The sequence below is a fragment of the Methylobacterium sp. yr668 genome, assembly GCF_900116245.1.
Lineage (GTDB): Bacteria > Pseudomonadota > Alphaproteobacteria > Rhizobiales > Beijerinckiaceae > Methylobacterium.
In genome coordinates, this window is record NZ_FOZY01000001.1 from 117,341 (window position 1) to 139,171 (window position 21,831).

At 72.4% G+C, this 21,831-nt stretch carries 23 protein-coding genes; 8 read left to right on the forward strand and 15 right to left on the reverse strand.

What is annotated here, in order from left to right:
• Positions 1-35 precede the first annotated feature (35 nt).
• Positions 36-563, forward strand: a complete 528-nt coding sequence (locus tag BM419_RS00555; protein ID WP_091924389.1) for a DoxX family protein — start codon at positions 36-38, stop codon at positions 561-563.
• Here the strand turns inward: BM419_RS00555 and BM419_RS00560 are convergent, their stop codons facing one another.
• Positions 564-2,012 carry an MFS transporter gene (locus tag BM419_RS00560; RefSeq protein WP_091924771.1) on the reverse strand — a complete coding sequence of 483 codons (1,449 nt, stop codon included), beginning with the start codon at positions 2,010-2,012 and terminating at the stop codon, positions 564-566. It abuts the gene before it with no gap.
• A gap of 207 nt (positions 2,013-2,219) precedes the next feature.
• Here BM419_RS00560 and BM419_RS00565 point away from each other — a divergent pair, with 207 nt between their 5' ends.
• The 3 genes from BM419_RS00565 (at position 2,220) to panE (ending at position 5,774) form a co-directional block, all read left to right on the forward strand.
• Positions 2,220-3,110, forward strand: coding sequence for a DUF3313 domain-containing protein (locus tag BM419_RS00565; RefSeq protein ID WP_091924392.1), 891 nt, complete (start codon positions 2,220-2,222; stop codon positions 3,108-3,110).
• Between the two features lie 218 nt (positions 3,111-3,328).
• Positions 3,329-4,822: an IMP dehydrogenase gene (gene guaB, locus BM419_RS00570; RefSeq protein WP_091924395.1), complete on the forward strand. Its 1,494-nt coding sequence runs from the start codon at positions 3,329-3,331 to the stop codon at positions 4,820-4,822.
• A gap of 7 nt (positions 4,823-4,829) precedes the next feature.
• A complete protein-coding gene (gene panE / locus BM419_RS00575; RefSeq protein ID WP_091924398.1) occupies positions 4,830-5,774 on the forward strand; it encodes a 2-dehydropantoate 2-reductase in 945 nt (314 codons plus the stop codon).
• 21 nt (positions 5,775-5,795) lie between these two features.
• Here panE and BM419_RS32230 read toward each other — a convergent pair whose 3' ends face one another.
• Positions 5,796-5,969 carry a hypothetical protein gene (locus BM419_RS32230; RefSeq protein WP_020091463.1) on the reverse strand — a complete coding sequence of 58 codons (174 nt, stop codon included), beginning with the start codon at positions 5,967-5,969 and terminating at the stop codon, positions 5,796-5,798.
• A 236-nt stretch (positions 5,970-6,205) separates the two neighbouring features.
• On the opposite strand from BM419_RS32230, the gene BM419_RS00580 reads away from it, so the two are divergent.
• A complete protein-coding gene (locus tag BM419_RS00580) occupies positions 6,206-7,507 on the forward strand; it encodes an RsmB/NOP family class I SAM-dependent RNA methyltransferase (RefSeq protein ID WP_026604672.1) in 1,302 nt (433 codons plus the stop codon).
• Positions 7,508-7,622: 115 nt separating this feature from the next.
• Positions 7,623-8,636, forward strand: a complete 1,014-nt coding sequence (locus BM419_RS00585) for an alpha/beta hydrolase (RefSeq protein WP_020091465.1) — start codon at positions 7,623-7,625, stop codon at positions 8,634-8,636.
• Positions 8,637-8,640: 4 nt separating this feature from the next.
• Here BM419_RS00585 and BM419_RS00590 read toward each other — a convergent pair whose 3' ends face one another.
• The 4 genes from BM419_RS00590 to BM419_RS00605 all read right to left on the reverse strand — a co-directional run bounded on the left by BM419_RS00590 (position 8,641) and on the right by BM419_RS00605 (position 12,287).
• Entirely contained in the window at positions 8,641-9,879 is a 1,239-nt protein-coding gene (locus BM419_RS00590; protein ID WP_091924401.1) for a peptide ABC transporter permease, read from the reverse strand.
• A 106-nt stretch (positions 9,880-9,985) separates the two neighbouring features.
• Complete coding sequence (locus tag BM419_RS00595; RefSeq protein WP_020091467.1) at positions 9,986-10,510, reverse strand: DUF2937 family protein; 525 nt, start codon at positions 10,508-10,510, stop codon at positions 9,986-9,988.
• Between the two features lie 92 nt (positions 10,511-10,602).
• Positions 10,603-11,616, reverse strand: a complete 1,014-nt coding sequence (locus tag BM419_RS00600) for a WD40 repeat domain-containing protein (RefSeq protein WP_020091468.1) — start codon at positions 11,614-11,616, stop codon at positions 10,603-10,605.
• Positions 11,613-12,287: a YoaK family protein gene (locus tag BM419_RS00605; protein WP_042669541.1), complete on the reverse strand. Its 675-nt coding sequence runs from the start codon at positions 12,285-12,287 to the stop codon at positions 11,613-11,615. The genes BM419_RS00600 and BM419_RS00605 overlap by 4 nt, the downstream gene beginning before the upstream one ends.
• A 207-nt stretch (positions 12,288-12,494) precedes the next feature.
• Here BM419_RS00605 and BM419_RS00610 point away from each other — a divergent pair, with 207 nt between their 5' ends.
• Both BM419_RS00610 and BM419_RS00615 read left to right on the forward strand, forming a co-directional pair.
• Positions 12,495-12,926 (forward strand): response regulator, encoded by a 432-nt coding sequence (locus BM419_RS00610; protein WP_020091470.1) that lies wholly within the window; start codon positions 12,495-12,497, stop codon positions 12,924-12,926.
• A gap of 24 nt (positions 12,927-12,950) precedes the next feature.
• Positions 12,951-13,337: a hypothetical protein gene (locus BM419_RS00615; protein WP_020091471.1), complete on the forward strand. Its 387-nt coding sequence runs from the start codon at positions 12,951-12,953 to the stop codon at positions 13,335-13,337.
• A 29-nt stretch (positions 13,338-13,366) separates the two neighbouring features.
• On the opposite strand, the gene BM419_RS00620 is transcribed toward BM419_RS00615, so the two are convergent.
• From BM419_RS00620 to BM419_RS00660, 9 genes are all read right to left on the reverse strand, one after another.
• Entirely contained in the window at positions 13,367-13,996 is a 630-nt protein-coding gene (locus tag BM419_RS00620) for a DUF2939 domain-containing protein (RefSeq protein WP_020091472.1), read from the reverse strand.
• Between the two features lie 24 nt (positions 13,997-14,020).
• A complete protein-coding gene (locus BM419_RS00625) occupies positions 14,021-14,575 on the reverse strand; it encodes an RNA pyrophosphohydrolase (RefSeq protein ID WP_020091473.1) in 555 nt (184 codons plus the stop codon).
• 94 nt (positions 14,576-14,669) lie between these two features.
• Complete coding sequence (locus BM419_RS00630; RefSeq protein WP_020091474.1) at positions 14,670-15,905, reverse strand: divergent polysaccharide deacetylase family protein; 1,236 nt, start codon at positions 15,903-15,905, stop codon at positions 14,670-14,672.
• 175 nt (positions 15,906-16,080) lie between these two features.
• On the reverse strand, positions 16,081-17,418 hold the full coding sequence (locus tag BM419_RS00635; protein ID WP_020091475.1) for a S41 family peptidase: 1,338 nt from the start codon (positions 17,416-17,418) through the stop codon (positions 16,081-16,083).
• Positions 17,418-18,773 carry a murein hydrolase activator EnvC family protein gene (locus tag BM419_RS00640; protein ID WP_020091476.1) on the reverse strand — a complete coding sequence of 452 codons (1,356 nt, stop codon included), beginning with the start codon at positions 18,771-18,773 and terminating at the stop codon, positions 17,418-17,420. Before BM419_RS00640 ends, BM419_RS00635 begins: the two co-directional genes overlap by 1 nt.
• Positions 18,774-18,785: 12 nt before the next feature.
• Complete coding sequence (rlmH, locus tag BM419_RS00645) at positions 18,786-19,280, reverse strand: 23S rRNA (pseudouridine(1915)-N(3))-methyltransferase RlmH (protein WP_020091477.1); 495 nt, start codon at positions 19,278-19,280, stop codon at positions 18,786-18,788.
• A 15-nt stretch (positions 19,281-19,295) separates the two neighbouring features.
• On the reverse strand, positions 19,296-19,682 hold the full coding sequence (gene rsfS / locus BM419_RS00650) for a ribosome silencing factor (protein WP_081636441.1): 387 nt from the start codon (positions 19,680-19,682) through the stop codon (positions 19,296-19,298).
• A 75-nt stretch (positions 19,683-19,757) separates the two neighbouring features.
• Positions 19,758-20,417 carry a nicotinate-nucleotide adenylyltransferase gene (locus BM419_RS00655; RefSeq protein ID WP_026604674.1) on the reverse strand — a complete coding sequence of 220 codons (660 nt, stop codon included), beginning with the start codon at positions 20,415-20,417 and terminating at the stop codon, positions 19,758-19,760.
• Between the two features lie 19 nt (positions 20,418-20,436).
• Complete coding sequence (locus BM419_RS00660; protein ID WP_020091480.1) at positions 20,437-21,735, reverse strand: glutamate-5-semialdehyde dehydrogenase; 1,299 nt, start codon at positions 21,733-21,735, stop codon at positions 20,437-20,439.
• Positions 21,736-21,831: the final 96 nt, after the last annotated feature.

A 21,831-nucleotide genomic window follows, 5' to 3' on the forward strand; every position in this document is an offset into this window, starting at 1 on the left:
CACTGCTGTCCTGATCCACCCGACCGGACACGCCGATGCTCGCCCGCGCCCAGGACGCAACCCTCCTCGTCGCGCGCCTGCTGCTGGCCGCCGCGCTCCTGCCGACCGGGATCGCCCGGGCGCTCAACGTGTCGGGGTTCGCGCTGACGCTCGCGGGGGCCGGGATGCCGTTTCCCAACGGCGTCGCCACCGCCGCCGTGGTGGTGCAGGTGTTCGGACCGCTCGCCCTGATCCTCGGCGTCCTGCCGGGGCTGACCGGGCTGGCGCTCGCGCTCTTCGCCGCCGTGACGGCCTTCGTGCTCCACCCGTTCTGGTACTATGTGGGACCCGCCGCGGTCGCCGAGCGCACGCTGATGCTGGCCGATCTCGGCCTCGCGGGCGGGTTCCTCATGTACGCCCTGAACGGTCCGGGCGCGCTCAGCTGGCAGGGCTGGCGCGCGGGAACCCGCGCCGCGGCGCCGAGCGCGAAGCCCGCCCCCGCGAAGGCTTCCGGCAAGGGTAGCGCGCCGCGGAACGCCGGCAAACGCGCTGCCGGCCGGCCGCCGGCCCGCGCCGCGGCCTGATCAGCCGTGCCGCGGCCTCATCTCGGTCGTCGGGGCGGGCGGCGCGGCAGCCATTTTCCGCCCGGAGATCTCCGCGCCGGCATCCGGCGACAGGTTGCGGAAGGCCAGTGCCGAGGCCGCCGAGATCACGGCGACGGCGAAGAAAGCCGGCCCGAAATCCGAGGCCTGGATCTCCGTTCGGCCGTGGAACCCGGCATTCCCCTCGAGCGCCAGCGCGCCCAGCGTGACGCCGAGGCTGAGCGACAGCTGCTGGCAAACGCTGGCGAAGCTCGTGGCCGCGCTCATCTCCTTCGATTCGAGGTCGGCGTACGCGATGGCGTTGACGCAGGTGAACTGGATCGAGCGCGAGCAGCCGCCAACGAACAGCAGGATCACCATGATCCAGTGGGGCGTCTGCGCGGTGTAGAACCCGTTGACGGCCAGGAAGGCCGAGGCCAGCAGGGCGTTCCAGACCATCAGGGCGCGGAAGCCGGTGCGGCGCAGGATCCGCGGACCCAGAGTCTTCACGAACATCGCGCCGGCCGCCGCCGCGAAGGTGATCAGGCCCGACTGCAGGGCGTCGAGCCCGAAGCCGACCTGCAGCATCAGCGGCAGCAGGAACGGGATCGCGCCGGTGCCGATCCGAAACAGGCTGCCGCCGAGCACCGCGACCCGGAAGGTCGGCCGCCGCATCAGGTCGAGGCGGACGATCGGGTAGGGCACCCGCCGGGCATGTGCCCAGTAGAGCGGCAGGAGCACCGCGCCCGCGGCGAGGCAGCCCCACGACACTTCCGCCGGCAGCAGGTGGCGGCCGAGGGAGGCGAGGCCGAGCATCAGGGCGGCGAGGCCGGTCCCGAGCAGCGCGAAGCCGAGCAAGTCGAGGGGCGGTCGCTCCGGCTCGCGCACGTCCTCGAAGTACAGGCTCGCCAGCACGATCCCGGCGCAGCCGATCGGCAGGTTGATGAAGAAGATCCAGCGCCAGTCGAACCACGTGGTGATCAGGCCGCCGACCGGCGGACCGAGCACCGGGCCGACCAGCGCCGGGAAGGTCAGGTAGGCGAGGGCCGTCACGAGCTGCGATTTCGGCACGCTGCGCAGCACCACGAGGCGCCCGACCGGCACCATCATGGCGCCCCCCATACCCTGGAGGAACCGCGCGGCGACGAACCACGCGAGCCCGTTCGCGGCCGCGCAGGCGAGCGAGCCGGCCATGAACACCACGAGGGCCGCGCGGAACACCGTCCGCGACCCGTACCGGTCCGCCATCCAGCCGCTCACCGGGATGAAGATCGCGAGGCTGACCAAGTAAGAGGTCAGCGCGAGCTTGAGGGCGATCGGGTCCTCGTGGAGGCTCGCGGCGATGCTGGGGAGCGCCGTGGCGATCACCGTGGAATCGGTGTTCTCCATGAACAGCGCGGTGGCGACCGTCAGGGGGACGATCCAGAGCGGTCTTTGGGTGGTCGCGGGCATCATACAGCAGACGCATGTGGCGCCGCCGCGGTTGCACGGCAGCGCGGCCACCTCGCACCCTCGTGTTTCGCGAATGTATCCCCCGTGCAACAGAGGTTGAGCCGCGGCGCGGAGCCACCTTTTTTGCGGGTGCGCCAATGGCTAAGTTTCCATCACGCGTCCGTGAGGCCGCTCCAGCCGGCCCGGGGCCGGCGCGCGAGGATTTCGATGCAGTCCAGCCCCAGCAAGGTCCGCTCCGTGGCGCGGATCGCCGCCGGCGTCGCCCTTCTCTCGATGGTCGCCGCCTGCGGCACTGTCCTGCTCAACGATCGCGGCTCGCTGACGCGCTACGACCGGCTCAAGTCCAGCGATCAGGTCGCCTCGGCCTCGCGGATCTACGTCGACCGGCCGGCCCTGGCGAAGGCCCGCACCGTCCGCATCATCCCGACGGCGTTCCACGCCGACGTGTCCGGCGCCGCCCCGCTGACGGCCGCCGAGCGGCGGCTCATCGCCAACGCCGCCGACCGGGCGCTGTGCTACGACCTGTCGCTGAAGTACGACATCGTCACCAGCCGTGACGCCGACCTGACCGTGCGGGCGCAGGTCACCCGCGTCGATCCGACGGACCTTCTCGGTGCCGGCGCGACCATCGCGGGCTCGGCGGGCGTGACGGTCGCCTCGCAGCTCGGCCTGAGCTTCGCCGAGGGTGTCGGGCGCGTGCCGATCCCGCGCGTGCCGATCGGGCTCGGGAGCCTGACGGTCGAGGCCGAGGCTCTGGACCGGCGCCGCGAGCAGCGGGCCGCCATGGTCTGGGGCGGAGCGGCCAACTCGTTCACCAGCCAGCCGCGCTTCTCCCGCGCCAGCGACGCCTACGACCTCGCAGGCGAGTTCGGCCAGGATTTCGGCTACATGCTGGCGACCGGCGACGACCCGTTCACCGCGCCCAACACGATCCCGACCTGGGATCGGATTCGCATCACCACCCTGGGCGAGGCGCCCCTCGACCCGGACTGCGAGGCCTTCGGCCGCGCGCCGGGCATCGACGGCATGCTCGGCGACTATATCGGCCTGCCGCCCGAATACACCGACAAGGGCCCGGCCACGCCGGCGATGCGCTGAGGCGCCCGCGCCAACTCCGCGTCTGACCGCAGACGTCCGTTCATGGCACTGACGCGCCCGTCGAGCGGGCGTGGATAAGCCTCGAGCCATGCGCGTTTTCGCGCTGCGACGCATCAACCGCGCATTGGCGCCTTCGCGGAGCCCGTGATACTGGCACTTGCCAACCCGATCCCGCAGCGCGGCCTCCATGCGCGCTGCCGTCCGAGGAAAGTTGGCACATGGCCCGAGTAGAAACCGCATCGATCATCGAGGGACTGACCTTCGACGACGTGCTCCTGCGGCCCGCCGCCTCCTCGGTGATGCCGACCGAGGTTAGCGTCGCCTCGCGGCTGACCCGCACGATTCCGCTGAACCTGCCGATCCTCGCCTCGGCGATGGACACGGTCACCGAGGCGCCGATGGCCATCGCCATGGCGGCCAACGGCGGCATGGGCGTCATCCACCGCAACCTCGAGCCGCCGGAGCAGGCCGAGCAGGTCCGCCTCGTCAAGAAGTACGAGTCCGGCATGGTGATGAACCCCATCACCATCCACCCCGACGAGACGCTCGCCGACGCCTTCGAGGTGATGAAGCTCAACCGGATCTCCGGCATCCCGGTGGTCGAGCGCGGTCCCAACGGCTCGCGGGGCAAGCTCGTCGGCATCCTGACCAACCGCGACGTCCGCTTCGCGACGAACTCCAACCAGCCGGTCGCCGAGCTGATGACCCGCGACCGCCTGATCACGGTCCGCGAGGGCGTGACCCAGGACGAGGCCAAGCGGCTGCTCCACCAATTCCGGATCGAGAAGCTGCTGGTCGTCGACGACCATTACCGCTGCATCGGCCTGATCACCGTCAAAGATATCGAGAAGCGCGTCGCCTATCCGAACGCCGTCAAGGACGAGCAGGGTCGGCTGCGCGTCGCCGCCGCCACGACGACGGGAGACAGCGGCTTCGAGCGGGCCGAGCGCCTGATCGACGCCGGCTGCGACGTGATCGTGGTCGACACCGCACACGGCCACTCGATCAAGGTGCTCGATGCCGTCGCCCGCGTGAAGCAGCTCTCGAACGCCGTTCAGGTCATCGCCGGCAACGTCGCGACGCGGGACGGCGCCAGGGCGCTGATCGATGCCGGCGCCGACGCCATCAAGGTCGGCATCGGCCCGGGCTCGATCTGCACGACCCGCATCGTGGCTGGCGTGGGCGTGCCGCAGCTCACCGCGCTGATGGAGGCGGTCGAGGCGGCCGGCGAGGCCGACGTCCCGGTCATCGCCGACGGCGGCATCAAGTATTCGGGCGACCTCGCCAAGGCGATCGCGGCCGGCGCCTCCGTGGCGATGCTCGGCTCGCTGCTCGCCGGCACCGACGAGGCGCCCGGCGAGGTGTTCCTCTACCAGGGCCGCTCCTACAAGTCGTACCGCGGCATGGGCTCGGTGGGCGCCATGGCCCGCGGCTCGGCCGACCGCTACTTCCAGGCCGAGGTGAACGACACGCACAAGCTCGTGCCGGAGGGTATCGAGGGGCAGGTCCCCTACAAGGGCCCGGTCGGCAACGTCCTGCACCAGCTCGCCGGCGGCCTGCGCGCCGCCATGGGCTACGTCGGCGGCGCCACGATCCCCGAGTTCCAGGAGCGGGCGCAGTTCATCCGCATCACCAATGCCGGCCTGCGCGAGAGCCACGTCCACGACGTGACGATCACCCGCGAGAGCCCGAACTACCCGTCGCGGACCTGAGGGACCGATGCGCACGCTGATCGTCGGGGCCGGCGCGACCGGCGGCTATTTCGGGGCGCGCCTCGCCGAGGCGGGCGCCGACGTGACCTTCCTGGTCCGGCCCGCCCGGGCGGCGAAGCTGGCGGCGGACGGCCTGAACGTCCGCTCGCCGCTCGGCGACCTGCACCTGCCCGCTCCGCCCACCGTCACGGCCGATAAGCTGGCCGGGGCCGGGCAGTTCGACCTGATCCTGCTGTCGTGCAAGGCCTACGACCTCGACAGCGCCGTCGCGGACCTCGCGCCGGCCGTGGGCCCCGACACCGCGATCCTGCCCGTGCTCAACGGCATGTCGCATCTCGACGTGCTCGACGCCCGGTTCGGTACGGACCGCGTTCTCGGCGGTTCGTGCGCGATCGCCGCGACGCTCGCGCCGGACGGCGCGATCCGCCACATGAGCGAGCTGTGCAGCATCACCTACGGCGAGCGGGACGGGTCGCGCTCGGCGCGGATCGAGGCGGTCGACGCGCTGATGCGCGGCCTCAAGTTCCAGCCGCGCCTGAGCGACGTGATCCTGCAGGAGATGTGGGAGAAGTGGGTGTTCCTGGCGACGCTCGCCGGGGCGACCACGCTGATGCGCGCCGCGGTCGGCGACATCGTGGCGACGCCCGAGGGCACCGCGCTGATCTCTGCGCTGCACGTCGAATGCACGAGCGTCGCCGCGGCCAGCGGCTACGAGCCGCGCGCCGTCGTGGCCGAGCGGGCGCGGGCGCAGCTGACGGCGGCCGGGTCCACCTTCACGGCCTCGATGCTGCGCGACATCGAGAACAAGGGGCGGATCGAGGCGGACCACGTGATCGGCGACCTGATCGCCCGCGGCCAGCGGCTGGCGCCGGAGGTGCCGTTCCCGCTCCTGGCCGCGGTCTATACCGGCCTCAAGGCCTACGAGGCCCGCCGGGCGCGGGAGGCGGCCTGAGCCGCCCCCCGCGCGGACGCTTCAGTAGCGGCCGGGCGGCGGCGGGGGCGGGTTGCCGTATTCGAGCTGCGTCTTGGCATCGACCCGCGGACGCGGCACCGGCGTCAGCTCCGGCTGGGCGGCGGGCGCGCTCGCGCAGGCGGCGAGCGAGGCGGTGACCAGGGCCGCGAGGGTGACGCGAACGGTGGACGTCATGGGCTGAGGTACTCCCGGGATGCGCCCGGCGACGGACCGGTCTGGTCCGGGGCGGGCGGATGCCATACGACACGCGGCGGCCCGCACGGCGGACCGACCGCAGCACGGTCTGCGCCGCGAAGGTGCAGGAAGCTCGGCCGTAACGTGGCGGCATCGTGGGCCAAGCGTGGCCGTTTCGCGTCATCGTTCACGGCGTCGTTCATAGCGTCGCTGAGGCATTCCGAAGGATCCGAACTCTGACCCCCGCCGCTCGCTGCTCCGCCGCCATCGAAGTCCTCACCGATATCGCCGAGCGGCGTCGGCCGGCCGCCGACGCCCTCAAGGACTGGGGTCTCGCCCACCGCTTCGCCGGCTCGGGCGACCGCGCGGGCATCGCCAGCCTCGTCTACGACGCCCTGCGGCGGCGGGCGTCGGCGGCCTGGATCATGGGCGCGGACACGCCGCGCGCCGTCCTGATCGGCACGCTGCGCCTGCAGCAGGGGCTCGCGGCGGCTTCGGTCGCGGCCCTGTTCACCGGCGAGCGCTTCGCGCCGGCCCCGCTCAGCGACGACGAGCGCGCGCGCCTCGACGGCGGGACGCTGCAGGATGCGCCGCCGGAGGTGGCGGGCGACGCGCCGGCCTTCGTGCTCCCGGACCTCGCGGCCACGCTCGGCGACGACCTCGTTCCGGAGCTGAAGGCGCTGGCGCGGCGCGCGCCCCTCGATATCCGCGTGAACGCCCTGCGCGGCGACCGCGACGCGATCCTGCCGGCGCTCGCGGCCTACGACGCCGCGCCGACACCGCACGCGCCGGCGGGCCTGCGCGTCCCGATCGGCGCCGACGGGCGCGGTCCGGCGCTCCACGTCGAGGCCGAGTTCCTGGAGGGCTGGTACGAGATCCAGGATGAGGGCTCGCAGCTCGCCGCGCTCCTCGCCGCGCCGCGCGCCGGCGAGACCATCGTCGACCTCTGTGCGGGCGGCGGCGGCAAGACCCTGACCCTCGCGGCGGAGACGGGCAACGGCGCCCGCCTGATCGCCACCGACGGCGATCCGCGCCGGCTCGCGCCGATCCACGAGCGCCTGCGCCGGTCCGGTGCGCTGGCCGAGGTGCGAACCCCGCGCAGCGGCAAGGCGCGCGCCGACGTCTTGGAGGATCTCGACGGCAAGGTCGACCGGGTGGTGGTCGACGCGCCCTGCACCGGGTCCGGCACGTGGCGCCGGAATCCGGATGCCAAATGGCGGCTGCGGCCCGGAAGTCTCGCGCTGCGGACCGCCGAACAGGCCCAGGTGCTCGATCGGGCGGCGCGGCTCGTCAGGCCCGGCGGCCGGATCGTCTACATCACCTGCTCGCTGCTCTCGGCGGAGAACGACGCCGCCGTCTCCGGCCTCCTGTCGGGCTGGCGCGGCCGCTTCGACGTCGTCCCCGCGGACGAGGTGCTGGCAACAGGGCCGGATTCGCTCCGGTCAGCCGTGCGGAAGACGGCCCACGGGATCCAGATGAGCCCGCTGCGGACTGGGACCGACGGCTTCTACGTCGCCGTCATCGCGCGAAAGAGCTGAGGCGCGCCGCCGCGACGGAACCCGCCTCGCGTCCTTGGGCGTTGCCCCCGCGCTCCCGCGGGAGCCGGGCTCGCCGGGGGGCGGTCCCGCGCGCGGCCTCACCCGGGAGATGCCTTTGCGCCTCGACCGCCGTCTCCTGCTCGCCGGTCTCGGAAGCGTCCTCGGGCTGCGCAACGCCCGGGCGGAAGGGCCGGCGGAGACGGCACCGCAGCCCGCGCCGCACGAGTCGATCCGGGCTCTGCCGCGCTCGCTGCCCGGCGCGGATCTGCAGGTGATCGAGCTGTGGCCCGGCGCGCCGCCGGGCGGCGGTGACGGGCCGAACCCGGACGGCTACCGCTACGTCGAGGGGACCTTCGGCGACGTCACCCGGGTCGCGCGGCCCTGTCTGCTGGTCATGCGTCCGGCCAACCCGAACGGCGCCGCGATGATCGTTGCGGCGGGCGGCGGCTACGAGTTCATCGCCCTCGGTAACGAGGGCGTCCCGGTCGGCCGCGTCCTGAACGCCGCCGGCATCACGGTCTTCCTCCTCGTCTACCGCCTGCCCGCGGAGGGCTGGGGCTCGGGGCCGGACGCGCCGCGGCAGGACGCGCAGCGCGCCCTCCGGCTGGTCCGGGCGCGCGGCGCTGAGTTCGGCATCGATCCCGCGCGGGTCGGCGTCCTCGGCTTCTCGGCGGGCGGCCACCTGATGGGCGAGACCGCCGTCGGGAGCGCCCGGGACCTGTACGCGGGCGTCGACACCGCCGACGCCCAGCCGACCCGGCCGGTGCTGGCCGGTCTGATCTACCCCGTCATCACCATGCGCAAGCCGTTCGACCGGACCGCGACCCGCCGCATCCTGGTCGGCGACGAGGTCACCCCCGACGAGATGAAGACCTACTCGGTGGATCTGCAGGTCGGGCCGGAGACGCCGCCGACCTTTTTGGTCCAGGCGATCGACGACCCCGTCGCCGTGGCCGACCACCCGCTGCTGATGTTCTCGGCGCTGCGCAAGGCGCGGGTGCCGGCCGAGCTGCACCTGTTCGAGCGCGGCGGCCACGGCTTCGGGCTCGGCGCGCCCGGGACACCCGTGGCGGCCTGGCCGGGCCTTTTCCTGGCCTGGATCCGCCTGCACGGTTTCCTGCGCGCCTGACCGCTCACTCCCCCCGCGTCTGCATGCGATGCAGCTTGGCGACCTTCGGCCGGCTGGTCCGGAACTGGCCGCGCTCCACCGCGACGAAGACCACGATCGCGATGGCGATCGTCGTGAGCCACCAGACGGCAGTCAGCCCGACGCTCAGGCAGGCCACCGTGAAGGCGGCGGCGAAGCAGCCCATCGCGCCGGGAACGAGGGCCGGGCCGTCCCGGCCGGCCCGCCGGATCGAGGCGTAGAGGGCGAAGGCGGCGGCGAGGGCGCCGACGATGCCGAGCTCGTACCAGAACTCGAAGAGCGCCGTGGTCGGTGCGTTGGCCGGCAGGAGGCCGACCAGGCGTCCGCGCAGGGCCGTCTCGAAGCCGTGCCCGGTGATCAGCCGCACCGGATCGGAGGTGACGACCTTCTGCCAGCTCTTCAGCGACAGCACCGCGGGTGCGACCGGCCCGAAGAGAGCGGCGCCAACCGGCCGCGCCAGGAAGGGGAGCAACGGCGCCGCCGCCAGCAGGGCGGCCGAGAGGAGAGCGGTGAGCGTCACCCCGAGCCTCGGCCGGTAGCTCGTCACCGCGAAGGCGACGGCACCGACCGACAGGGCGGCGATCTGCGTCCCGTCTGGCTGGACCGTGAGCGCCAGGGCGACGAGCAGCGCGAGGCCCAGCGCCTCCCGGTCGCGGCGGCGGGACCGCAGCCACGCGAGGGCCGGCCAGAGCAGCAGGATGAGCAGGACGAGGCCGCGATCGAGGGCCCCGTCATCCTCGACGCCGGGCGGCGCGATGTGGGCGCCGAACAGCCCGAGCATGATCGCCACGATCGCGCCTGCCACGACACCGAGCGGCAGGAGGTAGAGGTTGGCCGAGCGCATCCTGTCGGGGAGGGCGAGGTAGCCCAGGAGGGCGAGGCCGATGGTTGCGCCGAGATTGGCCAGCCGCTCTAGCGCCGGCCCGAGGAAGGGCGTCCAGGTCAGCGAGAGCGCCGACCACAGCACGACCAGCATGCCCGCCAGGAAGGCCGGAGCCGTCAGGAGGCGATAGGTCGCCGGTCGGACCGGACGCTGGCGCCGGTCGATGACGCTGGCGATGATCAGGAGGATCACGGCGATCGGCGCGAGGATCACCGAGGCGCGGCGGGCGACCTGTGCGAGGACGGGGAGAACCACGAAGAGGCCGAAGAAGCCGATACGCCGCAGCAGCGCGGCGGCGTCGAGCGCCGGATCGATGGTGGTGGAGTTCGACGCGCGCGGCATCTTGCGCCTTCTCCCGGACCGGGACGGCCGGATCCCTGCTCGATACGCAAGGCTCGCGCAAGCTGCTGTAGACGTTGCGCCACAGTCTGGCCCGCGCGAACGGCGCTCAGGCGACGGTCGCGGTCTCCCGCGGGCGCCGGCGTGCGGCCCGCCGGCCGACATCCGAGGCGACGCGCCAGCCGCCCCACGCGACGAAGAACCCGATCAGACCCGCGGCCAAGCCGTCGGCGTTCGTGGGCACGGCCGGGCTGAAGTCGTGATAGGCGGCCTCGGCCACCGGCACGTCAGGGTCGCGGAGCATCGCCACCACACGTCCGAGTGGGCTCGTCGCCGCACTCAGGGCCTGCTGCTGGGCGCTCAGGCGGGCGAGACGGGCGATGTCGGCCCGCGCGGCCTCGCCGCGGCGGGCGACGAGCTGGTCCGGGTTGGCGCGCAGCCGGTCGACGGCGCCCTCGCGCGTCGTCCCGGACGCCTGCGCGTCGGATTCGAGGACCGCCACCTGCCGACGGAGCTCGTCCGCGGCGCCCCCGAGGCGCTGCGCGTATTGCTGCGCGAATTCTGGGGCCTGCGCGGCGACCAAGCCTCCGAGCAGGCCGAGGGCGAGGCCGAAGGTGCGGAACACGCGAAACATGCCTGGCCTCCGGCGGGGAATCGACCCCCGACAAAGAGCATGCGCGGGGCGGTGGTTCCAGCCGCGGGTGCGACGACCCCTGACCCGGCGTCTCAGCCCGGCAGCGTGAGGAGGCCGGCCTTGCCGTCGGCGCAGCCGAACAGCAGGCGGCCGCCGCGCGCGTCCCAGCCGAGCGCCGTGACGCCGCTCCCCTGGACGGCCGGTCGCACCAGCAACTCGGCCGCGTCGGTGAAGCGGACGAGCAGGATGCAGCCGTCCTCGTAGCCCATGGCCAGGACCGGCGCCTTCGGGTGGAACGCCACGCGGGAGACACGGGCCGGGCGGACGCCGCATTCCCGCGGGGCCTTGCCGGTCGGACCTTCCTTGGAGTCGAAGGGCCACACGATCGCCGCCTCGGCCCCGCTGGTGGCGAGCCAGTTCCCGTCGAACGACCACGACATCGAGCGGACCTTGCCGGGATAGCCCGACATCCGCATGTGCCCGCGGTCCGGCTGGAGGCGCCAGCCGTGCAGGCTGTTCTCCTGCATGGTCGACACTACGAAGCGCCCGTCCGGCGACCACGTGACGTCGATATGCGAGCCCTTCCAGGTGATGACCTCTGCGGGCGTCTCCAGATTGGGGTACCAGAGGCTCACGCCGTTGTAGTGGGCGACGCCGAGCCGGTAGCCCTTGGGCGCGAAGACGAGGCCGCGGGCGGAGGACGGCGCCTCGAAGGTCTTCTCGCGGCCCTTCGCGTCGCGGGCCACGACGGTCCGGCCGGCCGACCACGCCACCGCACCGTCGGGATGGGCGGCGAGCGCGTCGATCCAGGCGCCGCCCTTGGCGAGGCCGAGCTGCTCCGTCGCGCCGTCGGCGCGAATCGCCACCACGCGGCCGTCGTCGCCCCCGGTGAGCAGCCGGTCGACTCCGCCGGCCGCGACGAGGATCCCGCTGTCGGGATGGGCGGCGACGCGGGCGATCCCGTCCTCCCGCACCAGCGCGACCGTGCCGTCGCTGAGCGCCAGGGCCGGCACGTCCTTCAGGAAATGCGCGGCGAGCACGTGCTCGCCGGGCTCCAGCGTGGCGACGTGACTGGTGAGGGACGGGTTGCTGACGGGGCTGCTCATGTCGGGGGGACATTTGCGGCCGGCGGCGCGGTGCGCAAGACCAGGAAGGCGGTAATCAACGCCAGGCCACCCGAGATCGCCGCCGGGGCGATCAGCGCGTAGAGACCGAATTGCTGATAGGCCCGCGCGCCCAGGTAGGCGCCGAACAGTAGCGAGATCCAGACGGAGGCGTCGCCGAGCCAGCCTAGCGGATCTCCGGTGCGGGTCAGGGCCTGCGCGATCTTCTGGCCGAGGCTGAACAGCGCGCCGGTGACGAAGGTGGTGCCGGCCCGGAAGCCTTTCACCTGCGCCAGGACCGCGTTCTGGGATCCCATCGCCAAGGCGACGAAGAAGGCCGCGACGCCGAGCTCGGGCGACTGGAGTCCGAGCCCCAGACCGGCGAGGATCAGGAGCGACTCGTAGGCGAGGACCGCCGGCGTCGTCCAGCGCGGCGGCACCAGGATCGCCAGCCCGCTCCCGAGGACCGATCCCGTCAGGAACGCCAGGATCAGGATCGCCGGGAGGATCATGTGGTGCAGCTCGACCTGGGCGCCGAGAACGGCGAGCTGCGTGGTGTTGCCGCTCATGAAGGATGTGTAGAGGCCGCCGAGCCGTACGAAGCCGAGGGCGTCGACGTAGCCGGCCATACCGGTGAGGAGCAGGCCGACGCCCAACTGAGCCGGGCGGTTCACGGTTCGGCCCCGCGGTCGCAGATCGGTAACGCTCTGTTAACCATTCGGATGCCTTCGTTCAGGGGTGACGGGCCGCGGTTAACGCGCCGCTCACCAAACCCGAGCAATTCGATGCAAACACGGTGAACGCCGCGTCGGAAGGGGTCGTTGCCCCAGCGATCCGGCTCGGGAACACCGTGCCCCCGCCGGGTGAGTGGGAGTTGCGTCATGGTTCCGTTCGCCGCCGCGTTCGTCTGCCCGACCCTACCCGTCCCGGACCGGGGCGCCGCCACGATCCTGGTCGTCGAGGATGAGCCGACCGTGTGCGAGCTGGCCGCCGAGGCGCTCCTCGAAGAGGGGTACCGGGTGCTCACCGCCGCGGATGCCTGGGAAGCCGAGGCGATCCTGGCCCGGGAGAGCGTCGACCTGCTCTTCACCGATATCGATCTGGCCCGCAACACGGACGGCCTGTCGCTCGCCCGGTGCGCCCGCCGGCTCTCGCCCGACCTCCCGGTCGTCTACACCTCCGGGGGCCGGGCTTCCCTGGCGGGCTGCGAGGCCGTTCCGGGCTCGGTCTTCGTGCCGAAGCCCTACCGTCCGAGCCAACTCGTGGCGCTGACGCAGGATGTCCTGCGCGCCGCGCCCCTGCACACCCTCTGAACTGGATCTTCGAGGATACCCGCCATGTGGCGCTCTCTTCCCGCACTCGGTCTCGCACTCGCCGCCGCGGTCGTCGCATCGCCGGCCCGGGCCGCCTGCGACGTGAAGGGCGCGCAGATCGAGGAGGCTATCGCCAAGAAAAGCGAGCTGCGCGAGGACGCCAACGCCCAGCTGGTGCGCGATCTGCGGACTCTGCGCGACGCCGCGATCGTCCTCGAGAGCTACAAGTTCCCCGGCGAGTGCGAGGTTCTGCTGGGGATCGTGCGCTCCCTGCTCGCTAATCCGGGCAAGACTATCGAGCAGAGCGGCGACACCGACGAGGAGAAGGCCGAGGACCTGATCGAGGCGCGCGAGCCCAAGGCCGCGGCGCGCGAGCCCAAGAACGCGCCGGGCGAGCCGAAGGCGAAATAGCGCCTCGCCGTCCAGGCTGCCGCGCCCTCTCAGCGCTCCTCGCCGGCACTGGCCCCGATCTTGGCGCGTGCCAGGGCGCGGCTGAGCTTGGCGGCGATCTGCGCGCGCAGCATCTCCGCCATCTCGATATCCACCAGGCGCCAGCTCAGGCCGCGCAGCCGCAGCCGGATCCGCGTGCGCTCGGCGCGCGACCCTTCCGGCGGGATCGGGATCACGACCGCGCGGAAGCCGCGCATCTCCAGGGCCGCGTAGTACGGCATTAGCCGCCCGAGGCCGCGGATGACCAGGCCCTCCGGCCGTGTGCCGGCCGGGCGCTCGAGGTCGAGCTTGTCGGGCCAGCCATTGGCCAGCAGGTCCATCACCGTCTCCGGCGTCACCATCGTCTCAGCGAGCGCCAGGGCGAGGCCGTAGGCGGCGTCGTTGAGACGCTGGCGGTCGCGGGGCTCGAGGTCGGGATCGGTCTCGGACGCCGCGCGCATCGCGGCGGTTATCTGCCGGACGAGCGACAGGCGCAGCGTCCGGAAGTTCACGTGGCTCTCGACATAGGCGGCATCGTGCCGGCGCACCGCCTGCGCCAGGTCGTAGAGCGACCAGAGCGGGCTCATCGTGAAGGCGAGCCACGCCAGGGCGAGGGCGACCGGGACCGCGAGCCAGCGCACGGCCTCAGCGCCCCGTCCGCGCGGTCATGACCGCGCCGCCCATCGATCGAGGCCGGCGAAGGCGGCCACGACGCGCTCGTAGACCGGCCGCTTGAAGGGAACGATCAGGTCCGGAAGCTCGGAAAATCGCGCCCACCGCCAGGCGTCGAACTCCGCCTTGTGGGCGCCGCCGCCGGGCCGGAGCACGTCGATCAGATCCTCGCTGCCGACGAAGCCGTAGGCGAACCATTTCTGCGTCTGTCCGCGGTAGCGGCCCTTCCAAGCCTGCTTCATCACCGCCGGCGGCAGATCGTAGGGGAGCCAGTCCGGAATCTCGGCCAGGAGCTTCACGGCCTCAGGCGGAACGTTGGTTTCCTCGTAGAGCTCGCGGCGGGCGGCGGCCTCCGCGTCCTCGCCGGGATCGATGCCGCCCTGCGGCATCTGCCACATGTGCGGACCGTCGACGTGCTCGGGACCGGCATCCTTTCTGCGGCGCCCGACGAAGACGCCGCCGGACGGCGCGATCAGGGCGATGCCCACGCAGGGGCGGTAGGGCAGGGCGATGCCCGGGTCGGAATCCGTTACCATCGCGGCGACCATAGGTCAGGGGGAGGCGAGGCGGCAACGTCGACCAAGTCTTCACCGGCCCGGAAGGCGCCGGATCTACTTGCGCTGACTTTGGACACGGACACGCTCAATCGGCAGTCGAGACCCGCTTGTCGCGGGCGCCCCGCAGCGCCACGCTCGCCGGCACGAGGCGCAGCCCGCGCGAGTCGATCTCCTTCGCCCAGCGGGCGATCCGATCGATGCTCAGCGGCGTCCCGGTCGCCGAGACCAGGGCGAAGCCGTTGGCGCGGGCCCGGGCTTCGGCCTGGGCGAGCGCGGCGTCGATCGCGTCGGCGCGCGGCGTGGCGTCGAGGACGATCTCGGCACGGGCCACCGGCGTCTTGCCCTTGTTGGCGGGCGCCGCCGCGGGTTTCGGAGCCGTGCCGTCATCGAGGAACCCGAGACCGCGGGCACCGATTTCGCGCAGGACCGGCTCGAAAGCCGCGTCGGCCATCAGCTTGGAGCCCATGAAGTTCACCGCGCCGACGTAGCCCGGGAAGCGGCTCATCGCCCAGGCGAGGCGGTCCGCGTTCTCCGGTCCCCGCAGCGCGGACAGCAGCGTCTGCGGACCCGGATCGCTGTCGGGATAGTCGAAGGGTTCCATCGGGAGTTGCAGGAAGATCTCGTGGCCGGCGTCCCGCGCGCGCGCCGCGGCGCGCTCGGCCTCGCCCCCGTAGGGCAGGAAGGCGAGGCTCACGGCGGCGGGCAGGCGCGCGGTGGCGCCCGCGGTCGCGGCCTGACCGACGCCGAGACCGGTCACCACGATCGCGATGCGCGGCCCGCTGCCGGCCTCCTCGGTCCGGGCGTAGACGTCGAGGGCGCGGATGCGGCCCTCGCCGAGCTTCGGCATGAGACCGTGGCGGCCCGCCTCGCTGATCCGCGGGTCGGGGGCCTGGGCGAGACGGGGGGCGCTCGGCGGCGGCACGCGGATCACCACCGCCTCGCTCGGCCCGCTGCCGGCCGGGCGCACGACCGTCACGCCGGACGCGGTCTCGACCTCCTCGGCGCTGCGCTGGAGGGGCGCCGTTCCCGGCGCCGTCGTGATGACCTGGGGCTGCTGGGCGACGGGGGCCTGTGCGGCCGGATGGGGCGCGGGTTCGCGCGTCGCGATCGCCACCTGGACCCGGGGTTCACCGCCCTGGGGGTCGCCCAGCGCGAGCACCAGGCCGGCCGCCACCGCGAAGCCGGCCGCGAGCGCCGCGGCCGCGACCTGGGGCCTGCGGGCAGCCGCGATCAGCCGTCCGATCCGGCCTGCGGGCTGCTCCGGCGCCGCCTCCGGCACCCCGAGGGGGCGCGTGAGGATATCGTCGGTGGACTCGGTCAAGCGGCTCTCGATACGGGATCGCGGTTCTTGCGCCGGTCGGCGCGGTCCCAACCCTCGCATCCATTGCGGCCGGGTATGGTTAACGTTCCGCTAACGCCCGGTCCCAGAACGGGAAATCCCGCCCGGCGGGAGGCCGGACGGGATCGGGTCAGAGCGGCGCGGGGTTACCGCGCGATCAGTTCGGCAGGCTCGGCTTCTGCTGCTGCGCGGGCGTGCCGTTGGCGGCGCCCTTCTGGATGCCGTGGAGGAAGTCGACGGCCGAGATCAGCTGCTTGTCCTTGGCCGGATCCGGCGGGACGTAGGCGGAGGATCCGCCGCGCTCGTCGGTGTCCTTCTGCTTCAGGTGGCCCTTCAGCCCGGCCTCACCCTTGGTCTCGTCCTTGCCCTTGAGCTCGTCCGGCACGTCCTGCGTGACCTCGACGTCCGGCTCGATGCCCTTGGCCTGGATCGAGCGGCCCGACGGCGTGTAGTAGCGCGCCGTGGTGAGCCGGAGGGCGCCCGAGCCGCCGAGGGGGATGATCGACTGGACCGAGCCCTTGCCGAAGGAGCGCGTGCCCATGATGGTCGCGCGCTTGTGATCCTGAAGGGCGCCGGCCACGATCTCGGAGGCCGAGGCGGAACCGCCGTTGACCAGCACCACGATGGGCTTGCCCTTGGTCAGATCGCCGGCCTTGGCCGAGAACCGCTGCGTCTCGTCCGGGTTGCGGCCGCGGGTGGAGACGATCTCGCCGCGATCGAGGAAGGCGTCGGAGACCATCACGGCCTGATCGAGCAGCCCGCCCGGGTTGTTGCGCAGGTCGACGATGTAGCCCTTGATCTTGTCGGCACCGATCTCGCCCGTGAGCTTGTCGATGGCGGCCCGCATCCCGTCGAAGGTCTGCTCGTTGAACTGGGTCAGGCGGATGTAGGCGACGTCGCCACCCTCGATCTTCGAGCGCACCGGCTTGATCTTGATCACGTCGCGGGTGAGCGTGACGTCGATCGGGTCCTTCGACTCCTTGCGGCTGATCTTGAGCTTGACGCTCGAGTTGACCGGGCCGCGCATCTTGTCGACCGCCTGGTTCAGGGTGAGGCCCTGGACCTGGTCGTCATCGATCTGCGTGATGATGTCGTTCGCGAGCAGGCCCGCCTTCGCCGCCGGGGTGTCGTCGATCGGCGTGACGACCTTGATCAAGCCGTCCTCCATCGTGACCTCGATGCCGAGGCCGCCGAACTCGCCGCGGGTGGTGGTCTGCATGTCGCGGAACGCCTTGGCGTCCATGTAGCTCGAGTGCGGGTCGAGCGACGTCAGCATGCCGTTGACGGCCGCCTCGATCATCTTCGACTCGTCCGGCTTCTCGACGTAGTCGGTGCGGACCTTCTCGAAGACGTCGCCGAACAGGCTGAGCTGGCGGTAGGTCTCGGCCGAGGCGGCCACGGCCCGCGGACCCGACAAGAAGTCGGTCTGGGTCGCCACCATGGACGTTCCGGCACCGAGGAAGGCGCCGAGCATGATCAGGGAAGTCTTGCGCATCAGCCGCGAACCTTCTCGCCAAGTACCGTATTATTCGGGCTCTTCGCCCACCACGGCTCCGGATCGATGGAGCCGCCGTCCTTCTTGAACTCGACGTAGAGCGTGGGATCACCCTCGGACCCGCCGGGACCCCCACCCCTGTCGCCCATGCTGCCGACCGGTTCGCCCGCGAGCACGAACTGACCGACCTCGACGCTGATCTGGTCCATTCCCGCGAGCAGAAGATAGTAGCCGTCGCCCGCGTTGATGATCAAGAGTTGGCCATAGGACCGAAACGGCCCGGCGAACTGCACCCACCCGTCGGCCGGGGACGAGACCGACGCCTTCGGGCGGGTCGTGAACGACACGCCGCGGGTCGTCCCGCCGTTGCCGTCGGGCTGATTGAAGCCGCGTGCGACGCGTCCGCTCACCGGCCGCGGCACTTCGCCCCGCGCCTCGGCGAAATGCACTTTGGGCGCGAGCCGCGCCGGATCGCGGAAGCCGGCCGCGGCGAACCGCTCCTGCGTGATGCGCACCTCGCGCTCCGCGGCAGCCTTGGCCTCCTCGGCGGAGCGCTTCGCCGCGGCGACCTCCGCCTCTGTGCGGTCGAGCAGGTCCTTCAGGTTCTTGGCCTGCGCGCCGAGCTCGGTGGCGCGGCGCCGCTCGGCCGTGAGGCCGCTCTCCACCTCCGCCTGCCGCGCGCGCCGGGCGGCGACCAGGGCCTGCAGGCGCTGCTGCTCGCGCGCCCAGCCGGCGAGGTCGTTCGAGAGGCCTTCCTTGTCCTGCGCGATCAAACCGCGCAGCCTGATCATTTCCGCGAGATCGGCCGCGAGCGTGTCCACCTCGCCGCGCAGTTCCGGCACCACGGCACCGAGCAGCATCGAGGTCCGGATCGCGGCCAGCACGTCCTCGGGGCTCACCAGCACCGCCGGCGGCGGGCGGCGGCCCATCCGCTGGAGCGCCGCCAGGATCTCGGCGACGATGCCGCGCCGACCCTGCAGCGAGTGCCGGATCGCGGCCTCGCTCTCGCTCATCGCCTTCAGGCGCTCCTCCAGGCGGCTGAGGCGGTCTTCCGTCGCCTGCGCCTGTCGATTCGCGTCGAGGAGGGCGGTGTCGAGCTTCGCGCGGTCGGACCCGATCGCCGCGATCTCGGATTCGAACTGCGCGCGCTGTCCGGCGCTGGCGGCGAGGGCGTCCTGCACGCGCTTCAGGTTCTCGGCCCGGCGCTCCCGCTCCTCGTTGGCCCGCTGGATCGCCTCGGGATCCGTGGGCTTCGGGGTCTCGGCGCGCGCGGCGACAGTGATCGACAGCGCGGCCAGCAGGGCGAGTGCCGCGCGCGCGCGCCGCGACCCAGGCTTCGACTCGGGCTCGGACATCCTCACGGCCGCTCAGCCCGCCTCACCGCGATGGTACGGGTGACCGGCCAGGATGGTGAGGCTGCGATAGAGTTGTTCGAGGGCGAGCACGCGAACGAGTCCGTGGGGCAGGGTGGCGGCCCCGAACGACAGGATCAGCTCCGCGCGCGTCCGAATTGAGGCGTCCAGCCCGTCCGGGCCGCCGATCACCACGACCAGGGCCGGCCGGGCCGCGTCGCGCCAAGCGGCGACGCGCTCGGCCATGGCCTCGCTGGCGAGATCGGCCCGACCGCGCTCGTCGTAGGCGACGAGGACACCGCCCGCGGGCAGATGGGTCGCGAGCGCCGCCGCCTCCTCGACGCACCGGTCCGGGGCGCGGCGGGCGCGGGATTCCGGGATCTCGACGCTGTCGCAGGACGGGAAGCCGAGGCCGCGTCCGAGTTGCGCGGCGCGGTCGCGATATCGTGACGCGAGTTCGCGCTCCGGCCCGGCCTTCAGCCGTCCGACCGCGGCCAGGACCAGGCGCACGGATTCGGATCCGGCCTAGCCGGCCGCGATCCCGACGGGGCGGTCGGCGCCCCACATCTTCTCGAGATTGTAGAAGCCGCGGACCTCGGGGCGGAAGATGTGCACCAGCACGTCGCCGGCGTCGATCAGCACCCAGTCGCAGGCCGGCATGCCCTCGACCCGGGCGTTCCCGTAGCCACGATTCTTCATTTCCTGGATGATCTTGTCGGCGATCGAGCCGACGTGACGCTGCGAGCGACCCGACGTGATGATCATCGTGTCGGCGAGCGAGGTCTTGCCGGCCAGATCGATCGCGATCGTCTCCTCGGCCTTCATGTCGTCGAGGCATTCGAGGGCGAGCGCCTTCAGGTCGTCCGAGCGCGCCTGACCGGCTTCGACCGGGGCTTGGACGGGGGTGCGGATCGTCTCCGTGTGACTGGTTTCGGGCAGAGTCCTGGTTCCTCGTTCTGCCGCACGGCGACGTCGGGCCTTGCGGGATCAGGTGAAATTGGCGGTATCGGGCCGCGATTGCAACCGCGCAGGCTTCGGCGGCGCCGTCCCCCGACCCGTGCGCGCGCGGATCTGCGTGGACGACAGGGTCGAGCGCGGCCCGTGCAGGAACATCCAGGCCGGCGGCGACCGCAGCGCGAGCGTCGACGCCGCCGCCTCGGGGACCCGGGCACCGGCCAGGCGTCGGGCCGCGCGGGCACTCAGCGGCGTCATGGTGAAGCCGGGCCGGTCGATGACGGCGATCGGCACGAGGCGGGCGATCTCGGCGAAGCCCTTCCAGCGATGGAAGGTCCCGAGGGAATCGGCTCCCATGACCCAGACGAAGTGAACGCCCGGGCACCGGCGCGTGAGGAAGCGCAGCGTCTGCACCGTGAAGCGGACGCCGAGCGCAGCCTCGATCCCGGTCACGGCGATCCGCGGGTGCCGGGCGATCTGGCGCGCCTGATCGCACCGCGCCGCGACGGAGGGGAGAGCACTCCGGCTCTTGAGCGGGTTCCCCGGGCTCACCAGCCACCAGACCCGGTCGAGCCCGAGCCGACGCAGGGCCGCGAGCGTCACGTGCCGGTGGCCCAGATGGGCGGGATTGAAGGATCCGCCGTAGAGGCCGATCCGCATGCCGGGAGCGCTCGGCGGCAGGGTCAGCCGCACGCCGAACCGTCAGTGCGCGTCACGGGCGGATCTGGCCGCTGCCGTGGACCCGGTACTTGAACGTGGTCAGCTGCTCGACGCCCACCGGCCCGCGCGCGTGCATCCGCCCCGTGGCGATGCCGATCTCGGCCCCGAAGCCGAACTCGCCGCCGTCGGCGAACTGCGTGGAGGCGTTGTGGGTGACGATCGCCGAGTCGACCTCGGCCAGGAAACGGGTCGCCTCGGCGTCGTTCTCGGTGATGATCGCGTCGGTGTGATGCGAGCCGTAGGTCTCGATGTGCTCGATGGCGGCCTCGATCCCGTCCACCACCCGCACCGCGATGATCGCGTCGAGGTACTCGGTGTGCCAGTCCTGCTCGGAAGCGTCCGTCACACGGGGATCGACCGCGCGCGTCGCGGCATCGCCCCGGACGGCGCAGCCGGCGTCGAGCAGGGCCTGGACCAGCGGCGCGAGATGCGTCGCCGCGCAGGCGCGGTCGACCAGCAGGGTCTCGGCTGCGCCGCAGACGCTGGTGCGACGCATCTTGCTGTTGAGCAGCACGCTGCGGGCCATGTCGAGGTCCGCCGCCGCGGCGACGTAGACGTGGTTGATACCGTCGAGATGGGCGAAGACCGGCACGCGCGCCTCGGCCTGGACGCGCTCCACGAGGCCGCGGCCGCCGCGCGGGACGATCACGTCGACGCAGCCGTCGAGGCCCGCGAGCATCAGCCCGACCGCGGCGCGGTCGCGGGTCGGCACGAGCTGGATCGCGTCCTCCGGCAGGCCCGCATCGGCGAGCCCGCGGCTCATGGCCTTCGCGATCGCCATCGCACTGCGATGGCTGTCCGAGCCGGCCCGGAGGATCGCGGCGTTGCCGGCCTTGAGGCAGAGCGCGCCGGCATCCGCCGTCACGTTGGGGCGCGCCTCGAAGATGACGCCGACGACGCCGAGCGGCACCGCGATGCGCTCGATCAGGAGGCCGTTCGGCCGCTCGATCGCGGCGAGCTGGCGCCCGACCGGGTCGGCGAGCGACCCGACCTTCTCGACCGCGTCCGCGATGGCCGCGAGGCGCCCGGGGTCGAGCGTGAGACGGTCGATCAGCGCGGCGGTCTGGCCAGCGCTCCGGGCGGCGGCCACGTCCCGGGCGTTCTCGCCCAGGATCTCGTCGCGGCTCGCGCGGATCCGCTCGGCGATCAGCTTGAGCGCGACGTCCTTCGTCCGCGCCGAGGCCAGCGCCATGCGCCGCGCCGCCGCCCGCGCGCGGCGGCCGATCGCCGCCATCTGCTCCGGAAGGGCGTCGGCCTCGGCGAAGTCCGATCTCAGGTTCAGGACGGGCACGCTGGCGTCCTCGGTTGTCGACGGCCGCGCGCGCGGCCCGGACGGGGGAGAGCGCCGTATTTGCACATCGAACGCCGTCTCGACAAGAGTGCCGGG